13 protein-coding genes are annotated in these 16,750 nt (G+C 69.6%); 2 read left to right on the plus strand and 11 right to left on the minus strand.

The features are described 5' to 3' along the window. The 11 genes from ACRDP3_RS06830 to ACRDP3_RS06880 all read right to left on the minus strand — a co-directional run. Window positions 1-1,180, minus strand: a 1,180-nt coding sequence (locus ACRDP3_RS06830; protein ID WP_431515926.1) for a hypothetical protein, incomplete at its 3' end; no start/stop codon positions are given. A 66-nt stretch (window positions 1,181-1,246) separates the two neighbouring features. Further along, a complete protein-coding gene (locus tag ACRDP3_RS06835) occupies window positions 1,247-3,172 on the minus strand; it encodes a TIGR03960 family B12-binding radical SAM protein (protein ID WP_431515927.1) in 1,926 nt (641 codons plus the stop codon). A gap of 129 nt (window positions 3,173-3,301) precedes the next feature. Continuing rightward, window positions 3,302-4,501, minus strand: coding sequence for a rod shape-determining protein RodA (rodA, locus tag ACRDP3_RS06840; protein WP_431515928.1), 1,200 nt, complete (start codon window positions 4,499-4,501; stop codon window positions 3,302-3,304). Beyond that, a complete protein-coding gene (gene mrdA / locus ACRDP3_RS06845; protein WP_431515929.1) occupies window positions 4,498-6,660 on the minus strand; it encodes a penicillin-binding protein 2 in 2,163 nt (720 codons plus the stop codon). The genes rodA and mrdA overlap by 4 nt, the downstream gene beginning before the upstream one ends. Then, window positions 6,657-7,409, minus strand: coding sequence for a rod shape-determining protein MreD (gene mreD / locus ACRDP3_RS06850; RefSeq protein ID WP_431515930.1), 753 nt, complete (start codon window positions 7,407-7,409; stop codon window positions 6,657-6,659). The genes mrdA and mreD overlap by 4 nt, the downstream gene beginning before the upstream one ends. Before the next feature lie 3 nt (window positions 7,410-7,412). Continuing rightward, on the minus strand, window positions 7,413-8,351 hold the full coding sequence (mreC, locus tag ACRDP3_RS06855) for a rod shape-determining protein MreC (protein ID WP_431515931.1): 939 nt from the start codon (window positions 8,349-8,351) through the stop codon (window positions 7,413-7,415). A gap of 125 nt (window positions 8,352-8,476) precedes the next feature. Beyond that, window positions 8,477-9,496, minus strand: a complete 1,020-nt coding sequence (locus tag ACRDP3_RS06860; protein ID WP_431515938.1) for a rod shape-determining protein — start codon at window positions 9,494-9,496, stop codon at window positions 8,477-8,479. Between the two features lie 304 nt (window positions 9,497-9,800). Then, a complete protein-coding gene (ndk, locus tag ACRDP3_RS06865) occupies window positions 9,801-10,214 on the minus strand; it encodes a nucleoside-diphosphate kinase (protein ID WP_431515932.1) in 414 nt (137 codons plus the stop codon). A gap of 125 nt (window positions 10,215-10,339) precedes the next feature. Then, window positions 10,340-10,684, minus strand: coding sequence for a DUF4233 domain-containing protein (locus tag ACRDP3_RS06870; RefSeq protein WP_431515933.1), 345 nt, complete (start codon window positions 10,682-10,684; stop codon window positions 10,340-10,342). Continuing rightward, window positions 10,684-12,249 carry a bifunctional tetrahydrofolate synthase/dihydrofolate synthase gene (gene folC / locus ACRDP3_RS06875; RefSeq protein ID WP_431515934.1) on the minus strand — a complete coding sequence of 522 codons (1,566 nt, stop codon included), beginning with the start codon at window positions 12,247-12,249 and terminating at the stop codon, window positions 10,684-10,686. The genes ACRDP3_RS06870 and folC overlap by 1 nt, the downstream gene beginning before the upstream one ends. A gap of 54 nt (window positions 12,250-12,303) precedes the next feature. Then, complete coding sequence (locus ACRDP3_RS06880; protein ID WP_431515935.1) at window positions 12,304-14,955, minus strand: valine--tRNA ligase; 2,652 nt, start codon at window positions 14,953-14,955, stop codon at window positions 12,304-12,306. 138 nt (window positions 14,956-15,093) lie between these two features. On the opposite strand from ACRDP3_RS06880, the gene ACRDP3_RS06885 reads away from it, so the two are divergent. Continuing rightward, the gene (locus ACRDP3_RS06885) at window positions 15,094-16,062 is read left to right on the plus strand and encodes a hypothetical protein (protein WP_431515936.1); all 969 of its coding nucleotides are present in this window, start codon (window positions 15,094-15,096) and stop codon (window positions 16,060-16,062) included. 17 nt (window positions 16,063-16,079) lie between these two features. Then, entirely contained in the window at window positions 16,080-16,721 is a 642-nt protein-coding gene (locus tag ACRDP3_RS06890; protein WP_431515937.1) for a hypothetical protein, read from the plus strand. The last annotated feature ends 29 nt before the right edge of the window (window positions 16,722-16,750 follow it).

The following is a 16,750-nucleotide window of genomic DNA, read 5'->3' on the forward strand; positions in this document are numbered from 1 at the left end:
GCTCGGCACGGGTCTCCCGTACGGAGGCGCGGGCGGCGGCGAAGGCCGCCCGCGCGCTGCGCCCGGCCTCGCGTACGGCCTGGGCGGCGGGCCGCCAGACCACGTCGCGCACGCCGCGCCCGAGGGGACGGGCGAGGTGCCGCCACACCCACACGGCGGGGTCGGCGATGAGGAAGCGGAGCAGTCCGCCGAGGACGCGGAAGACCGCCCGCGAGACGTATCCGGCCACCCGCCAGGCATGCCCGATCGCGTCCGCGATCTCCCGCGCGACGACGGCCACAGCCCTGCCTACGGGCGCCAGCAGCCGGCGCAGAACGAACCCGCACGGCAGGACGACCACGTGCCGCCAGAGCCACCCCAGCCCCGCACCGAAGCCCCGCGCACCGGCCACCACCGCGTGCCCCAGCGGGGTGAGCACCCAGCGGTACAACCCGACGGCGGGCGCCACCGCCAGATACCGCCACAGCCACCCCAGCCCCGCACCCACCCCGCGCGCACAGGCGACCAGCGCGTGCCACAGCGGGGTGAGGACGTAGCGGTAGAGCCCGAGAGCGGGCGCGACCACGAGCAGCCCCAGCAGCCACAGGACAGCCGACCACGCCGCCTTGCCGGGTACGACCAGCGCGTACCGCCCCAGCCACGCCAGCCCCGCGCGGACAGCCCGCAGCGCGGCCAGCGCCCCGTGTCCGAGCGGCGTCAGCAGCCGCACGTAGAGCCAGGAAAGCGGCGCGACGACCAGAGTGCGTCCCAGCCAGGCGAGCGCGGCACCGGTCCCCCGCGCACCCGCGGCGAGCCCGCGGCCGGCCGCGGCGGCGAGCCATGCCAGGGCGCCGCCCACCGGCACCAGGAGGTACCGCCACAACGCGAGCCACGGCCAGATCAGCAGCGCGAAGAGCACCGGCGCGAGGACCGCCTCCCACACCCGGCCCATGGCCCGCGCGAACGGCACCCACAGGGTCCGCCTCAGCAGTCGCCCGCCTGCGGTGAGGGCGTCCCAGACCACCCGTACGGGCAGGATCAGCAGCAGCGTCACGATCCGTACGGGCACCCGGACCGCGATCGCCAGACATCCCCCGGCGGGGGGTGCCTCGGCAGCGGCCGTCGGAGCATCGTCCTTGGTCAGGGAGACCGAGTCCTTGGTCAGGGAGACCGCGGCCCGGCGCGGGTGATGGAAGCTCACGTCGGCAAGGACGCCCGAACGCACCCCGCGGTTTCGACCGCGGACCGAACCACCGTGATACGCGCCCTACTTGACGACGGACAGCGGCAGCAGCTTCTTCCCGGTCGGACCGACCTGGATGTCGAGGTCGAGCTGCGGGCACACGCCACAGTCGAAGCAGGGGGTCCAGCGGCAGTCCTCGACCTCGGTCTCGTCGAGGGAGTCCTGCCAGTCCTCCCAGAGCCAGTCCTTGTCCAGGCCGGAGTCCAGGTGGTCCCAGGGCAGGACCTCCTCGTAGGTGCGCTCCCGCGTCGTGTACCAGTCGACGTCCACGCCGAACTCCGGCAGGGTCCGCGCGGCGGAGTCCATCCACAGCTGGTAGCTGAAGTACTCGCGCCAGCCGTCGAAACGCCCGCCCCGCTCGTAGACCTCGCGGATCACCGCGCCGACGCGGCGGTCACCGCGGGAGAGCAGGCCCTCGACGATGCCCGGCTTCCCGTCGTGGTAGCGGAAGCCGATGGACCGGCCGTACTTCTTGTCGCCCCGGATCTTCTCGCGCAGCTTCGCCAGCCGCGCGTCGGTGTCCTCGGCGGACAGCTGCGGCGCCCACTGGAAGGGGGTGTGCGGCTTGGGTACGAAGCCGCCGATTGACACCGTGCAGCGGATGTCGTTGGACCGGGCGACCTCGCGGCCCTTGGCGATGACGTTGACCGCCATGTCGCCGATCTGCAGCACGTCCTCGTCGGTCTCGGTGGGCAGACCGCACATGAAGTAGAGCTTCACCTGCCGCCAGCCGTTGCCGTAGGCGGTGGCGACGGTGCGGATCAGGTCCTCTTCCGAGACCATCTTGTTGATGACCTTGCGGATACGTTCGCTGCCGCCCTCCGGCGCGAAGGTCAGGCCGGAGCGGCGGCCGTTGCGGGTCAGCTCGTTGGCGAGGTCGATGTTGAAGGCGTCCACCCGGGTGGAGGGCAGCGACAGGCCGATCTTGTCTTCCTCGTAGCGGTCGGCGAGGCCCTTCGCCACGTCGCCGATCTCGCTGTGGTCGGCGGAGGAGAGGGAGAGCAGCCCGACCTCCTCGAAGCCGGTGCTCTTCAGGCCCTTGTCCACCATGTCGCCGATGCCGGTGATCGAACGCTCGCGCACCGGGCGGGTGATCATGCCCGCCTGGCAGAAGCGGCAGCCGCGGGTGCAGCCGCGGAAGATCTCCACCGACATCCGCTCGTGCACGGTTTCGGCCAGCGGCACCAGCGGCTGCTTGGGGTAGGGCCACTCGTCCAGGTCCATCACGGTGCGCTTGGAGACCCGCCACGGAACTCCCGAACGGTTTGGCACCACACGGGAGATGCGGCCGTCGGGCAGATACTCCACGTCGTAGAACGCGGGTACGTACACCTCGCCGGTCTTCGCCAGCCGCAGCAGCAGCTCGTCCCGGCCACCCGGACGGCCCTCGTTCTTCCAGCCGCGGATGATCTCGGTGGCCTCCAGCACGGCCTGCTCGCCGTCGCCGACGACCGCGCAGTCGAGGAAGTCCGCGACCGGCTCCGGGTTGAAGGCCGCGTGACCGCCCGCCATCACGATCGGGTGTTCGTCGGTACGGTCCTTGGCCTCCAGCGGGATGCCGGACAGCTCGAGGGCGGTGAGCAGGTTGGTGTAGCCGAGTTCGGTGGAGAAGGAGACGCCGAGCACGTCGAAGGCACCGACCGGGCGGTGGGCGTCGACGGTGAACTGCGGGACCTCACGCTCCCGCATCAGCTTCTCCAGGTCCGGCCAGACGCTGTAGGTGCGTTCGGCCAGCACGCCCTCGCGCTCGTTGAGCACCTCGTAGAGGATCATGACGCCCTGGTTGGGCAGCCCCACCTCGTAGGCGTCCGGGTACATCAGCGCCCAGCGGACGTCGCAGGAGTCCCAGTCCTTGACGGTGGAGTTCAGCTCGCCGCCGACGTACTGGATCGGCTTCTGGACGTGCGGGAGGAGGGCCTCCAGCCTGGGGAAGACCGACTCGACTGACATGGATGGTTCCTCGGATCGGGGTGCGCCGGGCGCGCTCGTACGGCGGGTGACCCCTCAGCGTAACGCGGGCCCGGAGGGGGCGGACCCGCGGTGGTGACGCAGGCCCGCCCATGAACGCCGGTGGACGCCTCAGGCGGAGACGGGGCGCCGGACTCTGATGGACTGGAGCAGCCCCAGGGCGATCCACACCGCGAACATCGAGGTCCCGCCGTAGGAGACGAACGGCAGCGGCAGGCCCGCGACCGGCATGATGCCCAGGGTCATGCCGATGTTCTCGAACGACTGGAAGGCGAACCAGGCGATCACGCCCGCCGCCACGATGGTGCTGTAGAGGTCGCTCGCCTCCCGCGCGATGCGGCAGGCCCGCCAGATCACCAGACCGAGCAGCACGATGATCAAGGCGCCGCCCAGGAAGCCCAGTTCCTCGCCGGCGACCGTGAAGACGAAGTCGGTCTGCTGCTCGGGGACGAACTGTCCGGTGGTCTGGGAGCCTTCGAAGAGGCCCTTCCCGGCGAGCCCGCCGGAGCCGATCGCGATCCGCGCCTGGTTGGTGTTGTAGCCGACTCCCGCCGGATCGAGGGCGGGGTTGGCGAAGGCGGCGAAGCGGGCGATCTGGTAGTCGTCGAGCAGGCCCAGCGCCCAGACCGACACCGCTCCGGCGGTGCCCGCGACGGACAGGCCGATGACCCAGCGGTTGGAGGCTCCGGAGGCGAGCAGCACGCCCAGCACGATTATCACCAGCACCATCACCGAGCCGAGGTCCGGCATCAGCATGATGATGAGGATCGGCGCCGCGGCCATGCCCAGCGCCTGCAGCACGGTGCGGTGGTCGGGATGCTCCCGGTCCGCGGCGTCCACCTTCGCGGCGAGCAGCATCGCCATGCCGAGGATCACCGTCATCTTGATGAACTCGGCGGGCTGGAGGGAGAAGCCGGCGCCCAGGTGCAGCCAGGCACGCTGACCGTTGATGGTCGCGCCCAGGGGGGTCAGGACGAGGAGGGCGAGCAGCACCGAGGCGCCGTACAGGAACGGCACGGCTCCGCGCAGCCGCCGGTGGCCGAGCCAGACGATCCCGGCCATCAGCACGAGCCCGACGGCCAGGCTGAGCACGTGCCGGGTCAGGAAGTAGTGCGGGTCGCCGTTGTTGAGGTCGGTGCGGTTGCGGGTGGCCGACCACACCAGCAGCGAGCCGACGACGGACAGCGCCGCCCCGGCCAGCACCATCACCCAGTCCAGTCGCCACACCGCCGAGTCGCGTGCGGTGAGCCGGCCCCAGGCCGAGCGCTTCTGCGGCCCGTAGCCGCTGACGGTGTAGGAGTGCGTGCTCATCCGGTGGCACCCGCGTCCGGTGCGCCCGCCGAGGCCCGCTCGGCCCGCTTCTTGAAGTCCTCGTCCTGCCGTGCCGAGATGTTGCCGTGCTTGTCGAGGGTGGGCAGGTCCTCCTCGGGGGAGGGCAGCATCGCGGCGTCGCGGTCGACCTCACCCTTGGAGCCGACGCCGTACATCGCGTTGTAGATGTTGCGTACGGCCGGGCCCGAGGCGCCGGAGCCGGTGCCGCCCTGGGAGATCGTCATCACGATCGTGTAGTCCTTGGTGTAGGTCGCGAACCAGGACGTGGTCTGCTTGCCCGCCACCTCGGCCGTACCGGTCTTGGCGTGCATCTTGATCTTGTCCTGCGGCCAGCCGGCCTGGCCGAACCGCCATGCGGCCGTGCCGCGTTCGGCGACACCGGCGAGCGCCCTGTCCATGTTCTTGAGGGTCTTCTTGCTCACCGGAAGCTTGCCGTGCGACTTCGGCTCGATGTCCTCTACATCCCTGCCGTCCGGGCTGATGAACGCCTTCCCGAGGGTGGGGTCGTACATGGTCCCGCCGTTGGCGATCGCCGCGTAGATCGTCGCCATCTGGATGGGGGTGACGAGGGTGTCGCCCTGGCCGATGGAGTAGTTGACGCTGTCACCGGCACGCATCTTCATGCCGGAGACGCAGTTCTCCTTGGCGATCTTGTCGGCGTAGGAATCGGCGCCCTTGGCCTGCTTGCACCAGGCGTCCTTGTTCGCCTTCCAGTAGTCCTTCTTCCACTGGCGGTCGGGGACCCGGCCGGTGACCTCGTTGGGGAGGTCGACGCCGGTCTCGTCGCCGAGGCCGAACTTGTGCGCGATCTTGTAGAACCAGTCCTTGGTGTGCTTCTTGGGGTTGTTGCCGCCGTCCTTGAGCCACTGCTTGTACGCGAGGTCGTAGAAGACGGTGTCGCAGGAGACCTCCAGCGCGCCGCCGAGGGTGATGCTGCCGTGGCCCTCGGACTCGAAGTTCTTGAAGGTCTGTCCGCCGACGTTGTACGAGGAGGGGCAGTTGTAGTCCTCGTCGAAGCCGTTGCCCGCCTTCACCGCGGCGGCTGTCGAGATCACCTTGAAGACGGATCCGGGCGCGGACAGGCCCTGGATGGAGCGGTTGAGCAGCGGGTAGTTGGACTTCTTCCCGGTGAGCCGGGTGTACTCCTTGCCCGAGATGCCGCCGACCCAAGCGTTCGGGTCGTAGCCGGGCTTGGAGGCCATCGAGATGACGCGGCCGGTCTTGTTCTCCATCACCACGGCCGCGCCGGCGTCCGCCTTGTAGTTCCTGTTGGTGTTCCTGTCGTGCTCCTTCCGCGCGTTCTGCATAGCCGTCTCCAGCTCCTGCTCGGTGACGGCCTGCACCCGGGAGTCGATGCTGGTGACGAGGCTGGATCCGGGCTTCGCCTTGTCGCTCTTGGCGCGTCCCATCACCCGTCCGAGGTTGTCCACCTCGTAGCGGGTGACGCCCGAACTGCCGCGCAGCTTGCTGTCGTAGCTGCGCTCCAGGCCGGAGCGGCCGATCTCGTCGGAGGAGAGGAACGGGGAGTCGGTGTCCTCGGCTTTCCTGATTTCCTCGTCCGTGACCGGCGAGATGTAGCCGAGCAGCTGCGAGGAGGCGGCGCCGTAGGGCGCGGGGTAGCGGCGTACGGCGGTGGGCTCGGCGGTGACGCCGGGGAAGTCCTCGGCCCGCTCACGGATCTGCAGGGCCTGCTGGGTGGTGGCCTCGTCGGTGACGGGGATGGGCTGGTACGGCGAGCCGTTCCAGCACGGCTGCGGAGTCTTCGCGTCACAGAGCCGGACCTTCTCGCGTACGGTCCTGGGGCTCATGTCCAGGACACCGGCGAGCCGGTTGAGGACGGCCTTGCCCTCGTCGTCCATCTTCATCAGCTCGGTGCGCGAGGCGGAGACGACCAGCCTCGTCTCGTTGTCCGCGATGGGCACGCCGCGGGCGTCGAGGATGGCGCCGCGGGTGGCGGGCTGCACCACCTGCTGTACGTGGTTGCCCGCGGCCTCCTTCTGGTACTCGTCGCCGTTGCGCACCTGGAGATACCACAGGCGTCCGCCCAGGGTGAGCAGCAGCGACATCACCAGGATCTGAATGGCGATGAGGCGGATGTTGACCCGGTGGGAGCGCCCGGTCTCGGGAAGGTTGCTCACAACCGCTTGACCCCCTTGAGCTTGTCCTTGCTCTTCGACCGGCCCAGCAGGCTGCCCGGCTGGATACCCATCCGGACCGTCTTGCCGTTGCGAGCGTTACGCACGGTGCCGCCGCGCCCCGCCTTGGCGAAGAGGCCGTCTGCGCCGCCGCCGGTATTGAGGCCGGTGCCGGAGGAGAGCCAGCCGTAGGCGCGGCCGTCGCCTCTGGCCAGGCTGCCGGCCCCCGCCGTGTCGGAGGTGACCGGGCCGCGCTCGGTGTGCCGGGCCAGCCACATGATCAGCGGCACCACGAAGGGCGCCAGCAGCAGGTCGTAGAGGGCGGCCGTGAGCAGCAGCGGAAGGAGTGCGGCCTGGGCGGCCGCGGCGTCACCGACGAGGGTGCCCACGCCGGCGTACAGCAGCGTGGAACTGACCGCGGCGATGGCGACGACGAGCATCGGCACGGTCGCCGAACGGTGCTGCCCGGTGTCGGGCTTGGTCAGACCCGCGATGTAGCCGACGACGCACAGCACCAGGGCGTAGCGTCCCACGGCGTGTTCGGCGGGGGGCGCGAGGTCGGCGACGAGCCCGGCTGCGAAGCCGATCACGGCGCCGGTGGTGTGCCCGTAGACCATCGCCAGCCCCAGCACGACGAGCAGCAGCAGGTCGGGTACGGCACCGGGCAGCTGGAGCCTGGCGAGCACACTGACCTGGACGAGCAGGGCGCCGATGACGAGGGTGGTCGAGAGCAGGATCCGGTTGAGGTGCATCGGTCAGCTCCTGGGGGCCGAGGCGCTGGGACTCGGCGTTTTGGTGACGGTCACCGTGGGGGCGGGCTTGGGCTTGGCCGGCTTCTTGGACCGCAGCACCTCGTCGCGCGGGTCGGTGCGCGGCGGCTGCACGACCACGCCGATGATGTCGAGCTTGCTGAAGCCGACGAAGGGGCGGACGCTGACGCTCCGGGTGAGGTCGCCGCCGGTGCGGTCGACCTTGGTGACGGTGCCGACGGGCACGCCGGGCACGAAGGGCTTGTTGTCACGGGAGCCGAAAGTCACTATCCGGTCGCCCTTTTTCACGTCCGACTTGCCGTTCAGCAGCTGGACGGTCATGGAGTCGCCGCCGCGGCCGGTGGCGAAGCCGAGCTCGTTGCTCTTCTCCATGCGGGTACCGACGGAGAAGTCCGGGTCGTTGGCGAGCAGCACCGTCGCGGACGAGGAACCGACGGTGGTGACGCGGCCGACGAGACCGTCGCCGTTGATGACCGTCATGTCGCGGGCGATGCCGTCCGCGCGGCCCGCGTCGATGGTGACGGTCCAGGAGAAGCCCTGGGCCGCGCCGATCCCGACGACCTGAGCGCCCTTGAGCCCGTACCCCCCGGCGCCGGCGGTCTTGAGCAGCCTGTCCAGCTCCTGAGCACGGGACCGGTTACGGTCAGTGGAGCCGAGCTTCTGCTTGAGCTGCGTGTTCTCCGCCTCGAGACGGCTTATGCGGTCGTGCCGTACGCCTGAGTCGCGTACCGCCGCGATGGAGTTGCCCACGGGGTCGATGGCCGCCGACACTCCGTTCTCCACGGGCCCGAAGACGGACGCGGCGGCCTGCCGCGCGCTGTCGAGCGGAGACTGCTCGCCCTTCCTGATGTCCACCGTGATCAGTGCGAACGCGATGGCGATCAGAAGTACGAGCAGCAGCCGGCTTTCTCGTGTGTCCCTCACGTGCGGCGGCCGTGCCTTTCCTCAGTCGGTCGGACCGGAGCATGCTCCGGAACGGTTAACGAGCCGCCGCGCGGACTGGTCGTCGTCCATGCGGCGGATCCGCACGGCGGAACGCGTTTTTCAGTTCATCGCCTCGGCTGGGAGTCGAGGACCTGCTGGAGCGCCTCGAACTCCTCCACGCATTTGCCGGAGCCCAGCGCCACGGAGTCCAGCGGGTCCTCGGCGATGTGGATCGGCATGCCCGTCTCGCTGCGCAGCCGCTCGTCCAGGCCGCGCAGCAGCGCACCACCGCCGGTCAGCACGATCCCACGGTCCATCACATCACCGGACAGCTCGGGAGGGCACTTGTCGAGCGTGGTCTTCACCGCGTCGACGATCGCGTTGACCGGCTCCTCCATGGCCTTGCGAACCTCGGCGGCCGAGATGACGACCGTCTTGGGGAGCCCGCTGACCAGGTCACGGCCGCGGATCTCGGTGTGCTCGTCCTTGTCCAGGGAGTGCGCGGAACCGATCGTGATCTTGATGCTCTCGGCGGTGCGCTCACCGAGCAGCAGGCTGTACTCCTTCTTGATGTGCTGGATGATCGCGTTGTCCAGCTCATCGCCCGCGACCCGGATCGACTGGGCCGTGACGATGCCGCCGAGTGAGATGACCGCGACCTCGGTGGTGCCACCACCGATGTCGACGACCATGTTGCCGGTGGCCTCGTGCACGGGAAGTCCGGAACCGATCGCGGCGGCCATGGGCTCCTCGATGATGTGCACCTGCCGGGCTCCCGCCTGCGTGGACGCCTCGATCACGGCACGGCGTTCGACACCGCTGATACCCGAGGGCACGCAGATGACCACGCGCGGGCGGGCGAGGTACCGCCGCTTGTGGATCTTGAGGATGAAGTAGCGCAGCATCCGCTCGGTGATCTCGAAGTCGGCGATGACGCCGTCCTTCAGCGGACGCACCGCCACGATGTTGCCCGGGGTGCGGCCGATCATCTTCTTCGCTTCGGCGCCGACCGCGAGAATGCCGCCGGTGTTGGTGTTGATGGCGACGACGGAGGGCTCGTTGAGTACGATCCCGCGGCCCCTGACGTACACCAGCGTGTTGGCGGTCCCGAGGTCGACAGCCATATCACGGCCGATGAACGACATGTTGTTCGCCATAGGATGCGTCTGGCCTTCCAACTGGAGCGATGTGTAAGGGAGGACGGCAGGAAAATGTGTCCGCGCTCACGCTGTGGCGACGCGAGTGTCCATCGTAGACGCGGTCGCTCGAACACGTGGCGAGGGTGTCCCGCCATTGTCTGCGTAACCGCCGTCGTCCCTGTAAGCAGTGACGTCGTGTCGGGGTGATGCGTTCCCCCGATCCCTCGCGCATATGCCGAAGGGCGACCGGAAAATATCGGTCGCCCCAGGTCATCGGGGCTTTGACGGCTGACACGGCGTCAGCGGAAGGCTAGCCGAAGTCGGGGAAGAAAATCTTCAGTTCCCGCTCCGCGGACTCTTCGGAATCCGATGCGTGAATCAGATTCTCCCGCACAATCGTGCCGAAGTCCCCCCGAATGGAGCCGGGCACTGCTGCAATCGGGTCGGTCGGACCGGTGAGCGTGCGTACGCCCTCGATGACGCGCTCACCCTCGACGACCAGCACCACGGACGGACCGGACTCCATGAACTCCACCAGCGGCTCGTAGAACGGCTTGCCGACGTGCTCGGCGTAGTGCAGTTCCAGGGTGGACCGCTCCAGGGTGCGCAGCTCCAGCGCCGTGATCGCCCAGTCGGCCTTGCTCTCGATGCGGCCGAGGATCTCGCCGATCAGGCCGCGGCGTACGGCGTCGGGCTTGAGCAGGACGAGGGTGCGCTGGCTCATGCTGCGGACTCCTTGAGGAAGCGGTACCGGCGGTGCTCGCGGTACGGCGGTGCTGCTCTACGTGGCGGTACCGCGGAAAACGGAAAACGGGTGACCAGAGGGTACACGGGCAGCCCGGGCCACCGTCACGCAGTGTCAGGTTCGGCTGCGAGCCGGGCGGCCTTCGCCTCGTCCACCCTCCGGCCGAAGTGGACCGAAGCCCACCACAGTCCCGCGAAGCAGGCGCCGAGGAAGAACATCGTGGGGACGACGAAGCCCGACGCGATCAGTGCCGATTGCAGCGCCCAGCCCAGCTGCACGCCGCCCGGGCGGGTCAGCACCCCGCACAGCAGCAGGCACAGCAGCATCGCCACGCCGCTGACCGCCCAGACGGTGCCCGCCCGCAGATCACTGGTCTGCATCGCGACGAGACCGGCGAAGCCGATGACGAAGAACTCACCCAGCAGCGTGCACGCGCAGAGCATGCGCATCAGCGGTCCCTCCCCAGCAGCAGCCGGGCCTCGCCCGCGGTGATGACCGAGCCGGTGACCAGCACACCCGCACCCGCGTACTCGCCCTCCGCCTCGGCGAGCGTGATCGCTTCCTCCAGCGCACTGTCCAGCCGTGGCTCCACCTGGACCCGGTCCTCGCCGAAGACCTCGACGGCGAGCGCGGCCAGCGCGTCGACGTCCATCGCGCGGTGGGTGGAGTTACGGGTGACCACGATCTCCGCGAAGATCGGCTCGAATGCCTCCAGGACGCCTCGTACGTCCTTGTCGCGGCTCGGCCCGAAGACCCCGACGAGATGGCTGAAACCGAACGCCTCGCCGATCGCCTCGGCGGCGGCCCGGGCGCCGGCCGGGTTGTGCGCCGCGTCGAGAAGGACGGTGGGGCTGGCGCGTACCAACTCCAGGCGGCCGGGCGAGGAGACCGAGGCGAAGGCCTGCCGGACGATGTCGGTGTCGAGGGTGCGGCCGGCCCGCTGCGCGGAGGCGGCGCCGAAGAACGCCTCGACGGCGGCCAGCGCCACCGCCGCGTTGTGCGCCATGTGGGCGCCGTGCATCGGCAGAAAGACCTCCGGGTACTCCCCGCCGAGGCCGCGCAGCGTGATCAGCTGCCCGCCGACGGCGACCTCCCGCGCCACCACGCCGAACTCCAGGCCCTCCCTGGCCACCGTCGCGTCCACCTCGACGGCCCGCTTCAGCACCACGGAGGCGGCCTCGACCGGCTGCTGGGCCAGTACGACGGTCGCGTCCCGCTTGACGATGCCGGACTTCTCCCCCGCGATCTTCTCCGGGGTGTCGCCGAGCCGCTCGGTGTGGTCGAGGGCGATGGGCGTGACGACGGAGACACCCGCGTCGATGACGTTGGTGGCGTCCCAGCCGCCGCCCATGCCGACCTCGACGACGGCGACGTCCACGGGCGCGTCGGCGAAGGCCGCGTACGCCATGCCGGTCAGCACCTCGAAGAAGGACAGCCGGTGCGGCTGCCGGGCGTCGACCATCTCGACGAACGGCTTGACGTCCTCGTACGTCTCGATGAACTTCTCGGCGCTGATGGGCGCGCCGTCCACGCTGATCCGCTCGGTGATCGACTGGACGTGCGGCGAGGTGTAGCGCCCGGTGCGCAGTTCGAACGCGCTCAGCAGCGCCTCGATCATGCGGGCCGTGCTCGTCTTGCCGTTGGTGCCGGTGATGTGGATGGCGGGGTACGCGCGCTGCGGTTCGCCCAGCACGTCCATCAGCGCCGCGATGCGGTCCAGCGACGGTTCCAGCTTGGTCTCCGGCCACCGCCCGGCCAGTTCGACCTCGACCTCGCGCAACGCACGGTCGGTCTCCGGGTCCGCGGGCCGCATCGGTACGACGTCGGCCTGCGGTGGACCGGCCTGCGCGCGGAGCGTGCGGCTGCCCGCCTCGATGACCGCGAGATCGGGGTCGCGGTCGGTCTCCGCACCGACGATCTCCTCGAACTCGGAAGGCGCCGGGGGCGCGGTCCCGTTCTGCTCGTCGGGATCCTCGCGGGGGTCGGGCTCGGGGGGCCGGTGCTGGTCACTCACACGGCCAGTCTACGTACGCCGGCCCGCCGGGACGCCGACGGGCCGGGGCACGGACTACCCGCTCGGCAGCTGGGCGAGCTGCTGCCGGAGACGGGCGATGTCGGACTCGGCGACGTCGCGGCGTTCCCGGATCTTGGCCACCACGTGGTCGGGCGCCTTCGCGAGGAAACCCTCGTTGCCGAGCTTCGCCGTGGTCTGGGCCAGCTCCTTCTCCGCCGCGCCCAGGTCCTTGCTCAGCCGCTTGCGTTCCGCCGTGACGTCGATCGCGCCCGACAGGTCCAGCTCCACCGTGGCGCCGGCGACCGGCAGCGAGGCGGTGGCATGGAAGCCCTCACCCGCGGGCTGGAGCCGCAGCAGCTGCCGGATCGCGTCCTCGTGCGCCCTCAACGGGGTGCCCTCCAGGGAGAGTCGGGCGGGAACCCGCTGCCCCGGCTGGAGGCCCTGGTCGGCGCGGAACCGGCGGACCTCGGTGACCGCCTGCTGGAGCGTGGCGATCTCCCGCTCCGCCGCCGGATCACGGAATCCCGAATCGCCGGGCCAGGAAGCGACGACGACGGATTCGCCGCCGGTCAGGGTCGTCCACAGCGTCTCGGTGACGAACGGCACCACGGGATGCAGCAGCCGCAGCATGACGTCCAGCACCTCGCCGAGCACGCGGCGCGAGACATCGGCGGCTTGGCCGCCGTTGCCGAAGGTGGTCTTGGACAGCTCGACGTACCAGTCGAAGACCTCGTCCCAGGCGAAGTGGTAGAGCGTGTCGGAGAGCTTCGCGAACTGGTAGTCCTCGTAGTAGCCGTCGGCCTCGGCGACGACCGAGTTGAGCCGGGAGAGGATCCAGCGGTCGGCAGCCGACAGGTCGGCGGCGTCCGGCAGCGGGCCGTCGACCGTCGCGCCGTTCATCAGCGCGAAACGCGTCGCGTTCCAGATCTTGTTGGCGAAGTTGCGTGACGCCTTGACCCAGTCCTCGCCGATCGGCACATCGGCGCCGGGGTTGGCGCCGTTGGCCAGCGTGAAACGGACGGCGTCGGAGCCGTAGGCGTCCATCCAATCCAGCGGGTCGACGGAGTTGGGGTTGGACTTCGACATCTTCTTGCCGTGCTCGTCCCGGACCAGCCCCGTCAGGGCGATGGTGTGGAAGGGGGCGACCCCGTCCATCGCGTAGAGCCCGAACATCATCATCCGGGCGACCCAGAAGAAGATGATGTCGTGCCCGGTCAGCAGCACGTCCGTCGGGTAGAACTTCGCCAGATCCGGGGTCTTTTCGGGCCAGCCCAGGGTGGAGAAGGGCCACAGCCCGGAGGAGAACCAGGTGTCCAGCACGTCCGGGTCCTGCGTCCACCCCTCGCCGGCCGGCGGGGCCTCGTCGGGGCCCAGGCAGCGGACCGCCCCGTCCGGCCCGTACCAGACCGGAATGCGGTGGCCCCACCACAGCTGCCGGGAGATGCACCAGTCGTGCATGTTGTCGACCCAGTCGAAGTAGCGGGCCGACATCTCGGCGGGGTGGATGGTCACCCGCCCGTCGCGCACCGCGTCACCCGCGGCCTGCGCCAGCGGACCGACCTTGACCCACCACTGCATGGACAGCCGCGGCTCGATGGTGGTCTTGCAGCGCGAGCAGTGTCCGACGCTGTGCGTGTACGGGCGCTTCTCGGAGGTGATACGGCCCTGCTCGCGCAGCGCGGCCACGATCGCCGAGCGTGCTTCGAAACGGTCCAGGCCCTGGAACGGTCCGTGCGCGGTGATCACGCCGCGCTCGTCCAGGACGGTCACCGCGGGCAGGTCGTGCCGCGCGCCGATGGCGAAGTCGTTCGGGTCGTGCGCCGGAGTGACCTTGACCGCCCCGGAGCCGAACTCCGGGTCCACGTGCGCGTCGGCGATGACCGGGATGGTGCGGTCGGTGAGCGGCAGCTTGATCCGCTTGCCGATCAGATGCGCGTAGCGCTCGTCGTCGGGGTGCACGGCGACGGCCGTGTCGCCCAGCATCGTCTCCGCGCGGGTGGTGGCGACGACCACCGAGTCGGTCTCTCCGTCACCTCCGCCGTAGCGGATCGAGACCAACTCGCCGTCGTCCTCCTGGTACTCCACCTCGATGTCCGAGATGGCGGTGAGACAGCGCGGGCACCAGTTGATGATCCGCTCGGCGCGGTAGATCAGCTCGTCGTCGTACATCTGCTTGAAGACGGTCTGGACGGCACGGGAGAGGCCCTCGTCCATCGTGAAGCGCTCACGCGTCCAGTCCACGCCGTCGCCGAGCCGCCGCATCTGGCCGAGGATCCTGCCGCCGTACTCCTCTTTCCACCGCCAGACGCGCTCGACGAACTCCTCGCGCCCCAAGTCCTGCCGGGACTTGCCCTCTTCGGCGAGCTGCTGCTCGACCTTGTTCTGGGTGGCGATGCCCGCGTGGTCCATGCCGGGCAGCCACAGCGCCTCGTAGCCCTGCATGCGCTTGCGGCGGGTGAGGGCGTCCATCAGCGTGTGCTGGAAGGCATGGCCGAGGTGGAGAGATCCTGTGACGTTCGGGGGTGGAATGACGATCGTGTAGGGCTGTTTGCCGCTCTTGGCGTCAGCTTCGAAGTAACCTCGCGCTACCCAGCGCTCATACAGCTCCCCCTCTACCTCGGCCGGCGCGTACTGGGTCGGCAGATCGGCGGGGGCTGCTGCGTTCGGCCCGCGGGAATCGGGGCGCTGCTGAGGGTTCTCGGTCACGGCGGCAGTGTACGGGCGCCGATGTCGCAGTCTCGAATCGGTTTGGGGACCGGTGCAGTGCTCATGAGCGGCGTCGGTCAGGATGTATGCAGCGCGAGCGCGTCGGCACAGACGCATAAACGGAGGGGATGCGCCACCATGAGTTACAACCAGCCCGGACCGTACGGCCAGCAGCCGCCGCAGCCTGGCCCGTACGGGCAGCCGCCGCAGGGTGCCGCACCCGGTCAGCCGCCCGGCCAGCCCGGGTACGGGTTCCCGCAGCAGCCCGGCCAGCCGCAGGGCCAGCCCGGATACGGCTACCCGCAGCAGCCCGGCCAGCCCGGGTACGGCTACCCGCAGCAGCCGGGTCAGCCGGCCCCGTACGGCCAGCCGGGACCTTACGGTCAGCCGGGCCAGCCCGGTATGCCGATGCCCCCGCAGGGCGGCGGCAACAAGGGCAAGACCGTCGCCATCGTGCTAGGCGCCCTGGTCGTGGTGGGCGCCGTCATCGGTGGCGTCCTCTTCTTCAGCGGAGGCGTGGGCGGCGTCGCGGACGACGGCAAGAAATACAAGCTGACCGCGCCGCAGACAGTGGCCACCGACTTCCAGAAGAGGTCCACCTCCTCGGAGGAAATGAGCTCGTCGGATGTGCGGGAGTTCGAGTCGTACGGCGTCAAGAACGCCAAGGACGCCACGGGCGCGTACACCGCCGGCAGCAGCGCATCGGCGAAAAGGCTGAGTCTGCAGGGCGTGTGGGGTGAGGTGGAGGACCCCGAGGCGGTCGTGGACGTGGCCTTCGAGAAGCTGGCGGCCGACGCGGAGAAGGATTCCGAGACCAGCGGCGGCGGCAAGGCCGAACTGCAGGGCAGCCCGGAGTCGGCCGAGCCCGAAGGCATGGATGACGCCGTCATGAAGTGCCAGCACATCAAATTCACAGCGCGGCCGGGTTCCTCCAGCGGCATCAAGGAGTACACGGTGCCGCTGTGCCTGTGGGCCGACCACAGCACCGTGGCGATGACCATGCTCGCCGACCCGGCCGGTGCGTTGACCGGCAATAACATGACGACGGACGAGGCAGCCGAGACCACGTCCAAGGTGCGCGACGACGCACGGGTCGAGATCAAGTAGCCGACGGGACTTCGACGATGACGCAGATGCAGGACGACGGCGGACGCGGCAGGGGCAGGACGGTCACCGTCATCGTCGGCGTGGCCGTCGCCGTGGCCGTCGCCATCGGCGGTGTGCTCCTCTTCGGCCTGTTCGGCGGCGATGACACCACGTACCGGCTGACGACGCCGAAGTCGCTCGCCGGTGAGTACCAGCGCGACGGCAAGGGCACGAAGGGCGACGGCAAGGCCTTCGGCGACAAGAAGGTGCCCGGCATGACGAGCCACGCGGACGTCAACGCGAAGTACAAGTCCGGCACCAGCAAGAAGTTGCAGCTCGGCGGCGCCTACGGCAAGGTCGCGGACCCGGCGAAGGCCGTCGACTGGGTCGTCGCTCAGACGGCCAAGTCACTGAAGACCGCGACCGGCGCCAAGGCCAAGGGCAAGCCGAAGGTCTACGCCCCGACCGGCTTCGACGGTGACGTGCTCAAGTGCCAGGAGTTCGAGATCTCGGACATGAGTCTGGGCATGTGCAGCTGGGCCGATGCGAGCACCGTCGGCACGATCTCCGTCATGGAGCTGTCCAGCGACGGCACCTCGTCCAAGCCGGTGAAGCTGAGCAAGACCGCCGAGGTGGCCGCGGAGGTACGCGAGGACGCACTGGTCGCAGAGAAGGACTGAGCGCCGCGGCACAGGACACGGCATACGAG

The sequence above is a fragment of the Streptomyces sp. genome, assembly GCF_050698815.1.
Taxonomy (GTDB): Bacteria; Actinomycetota; Actinomycetes; order Streptomycetales; family Streptomycetaceae; genus Streptomyces.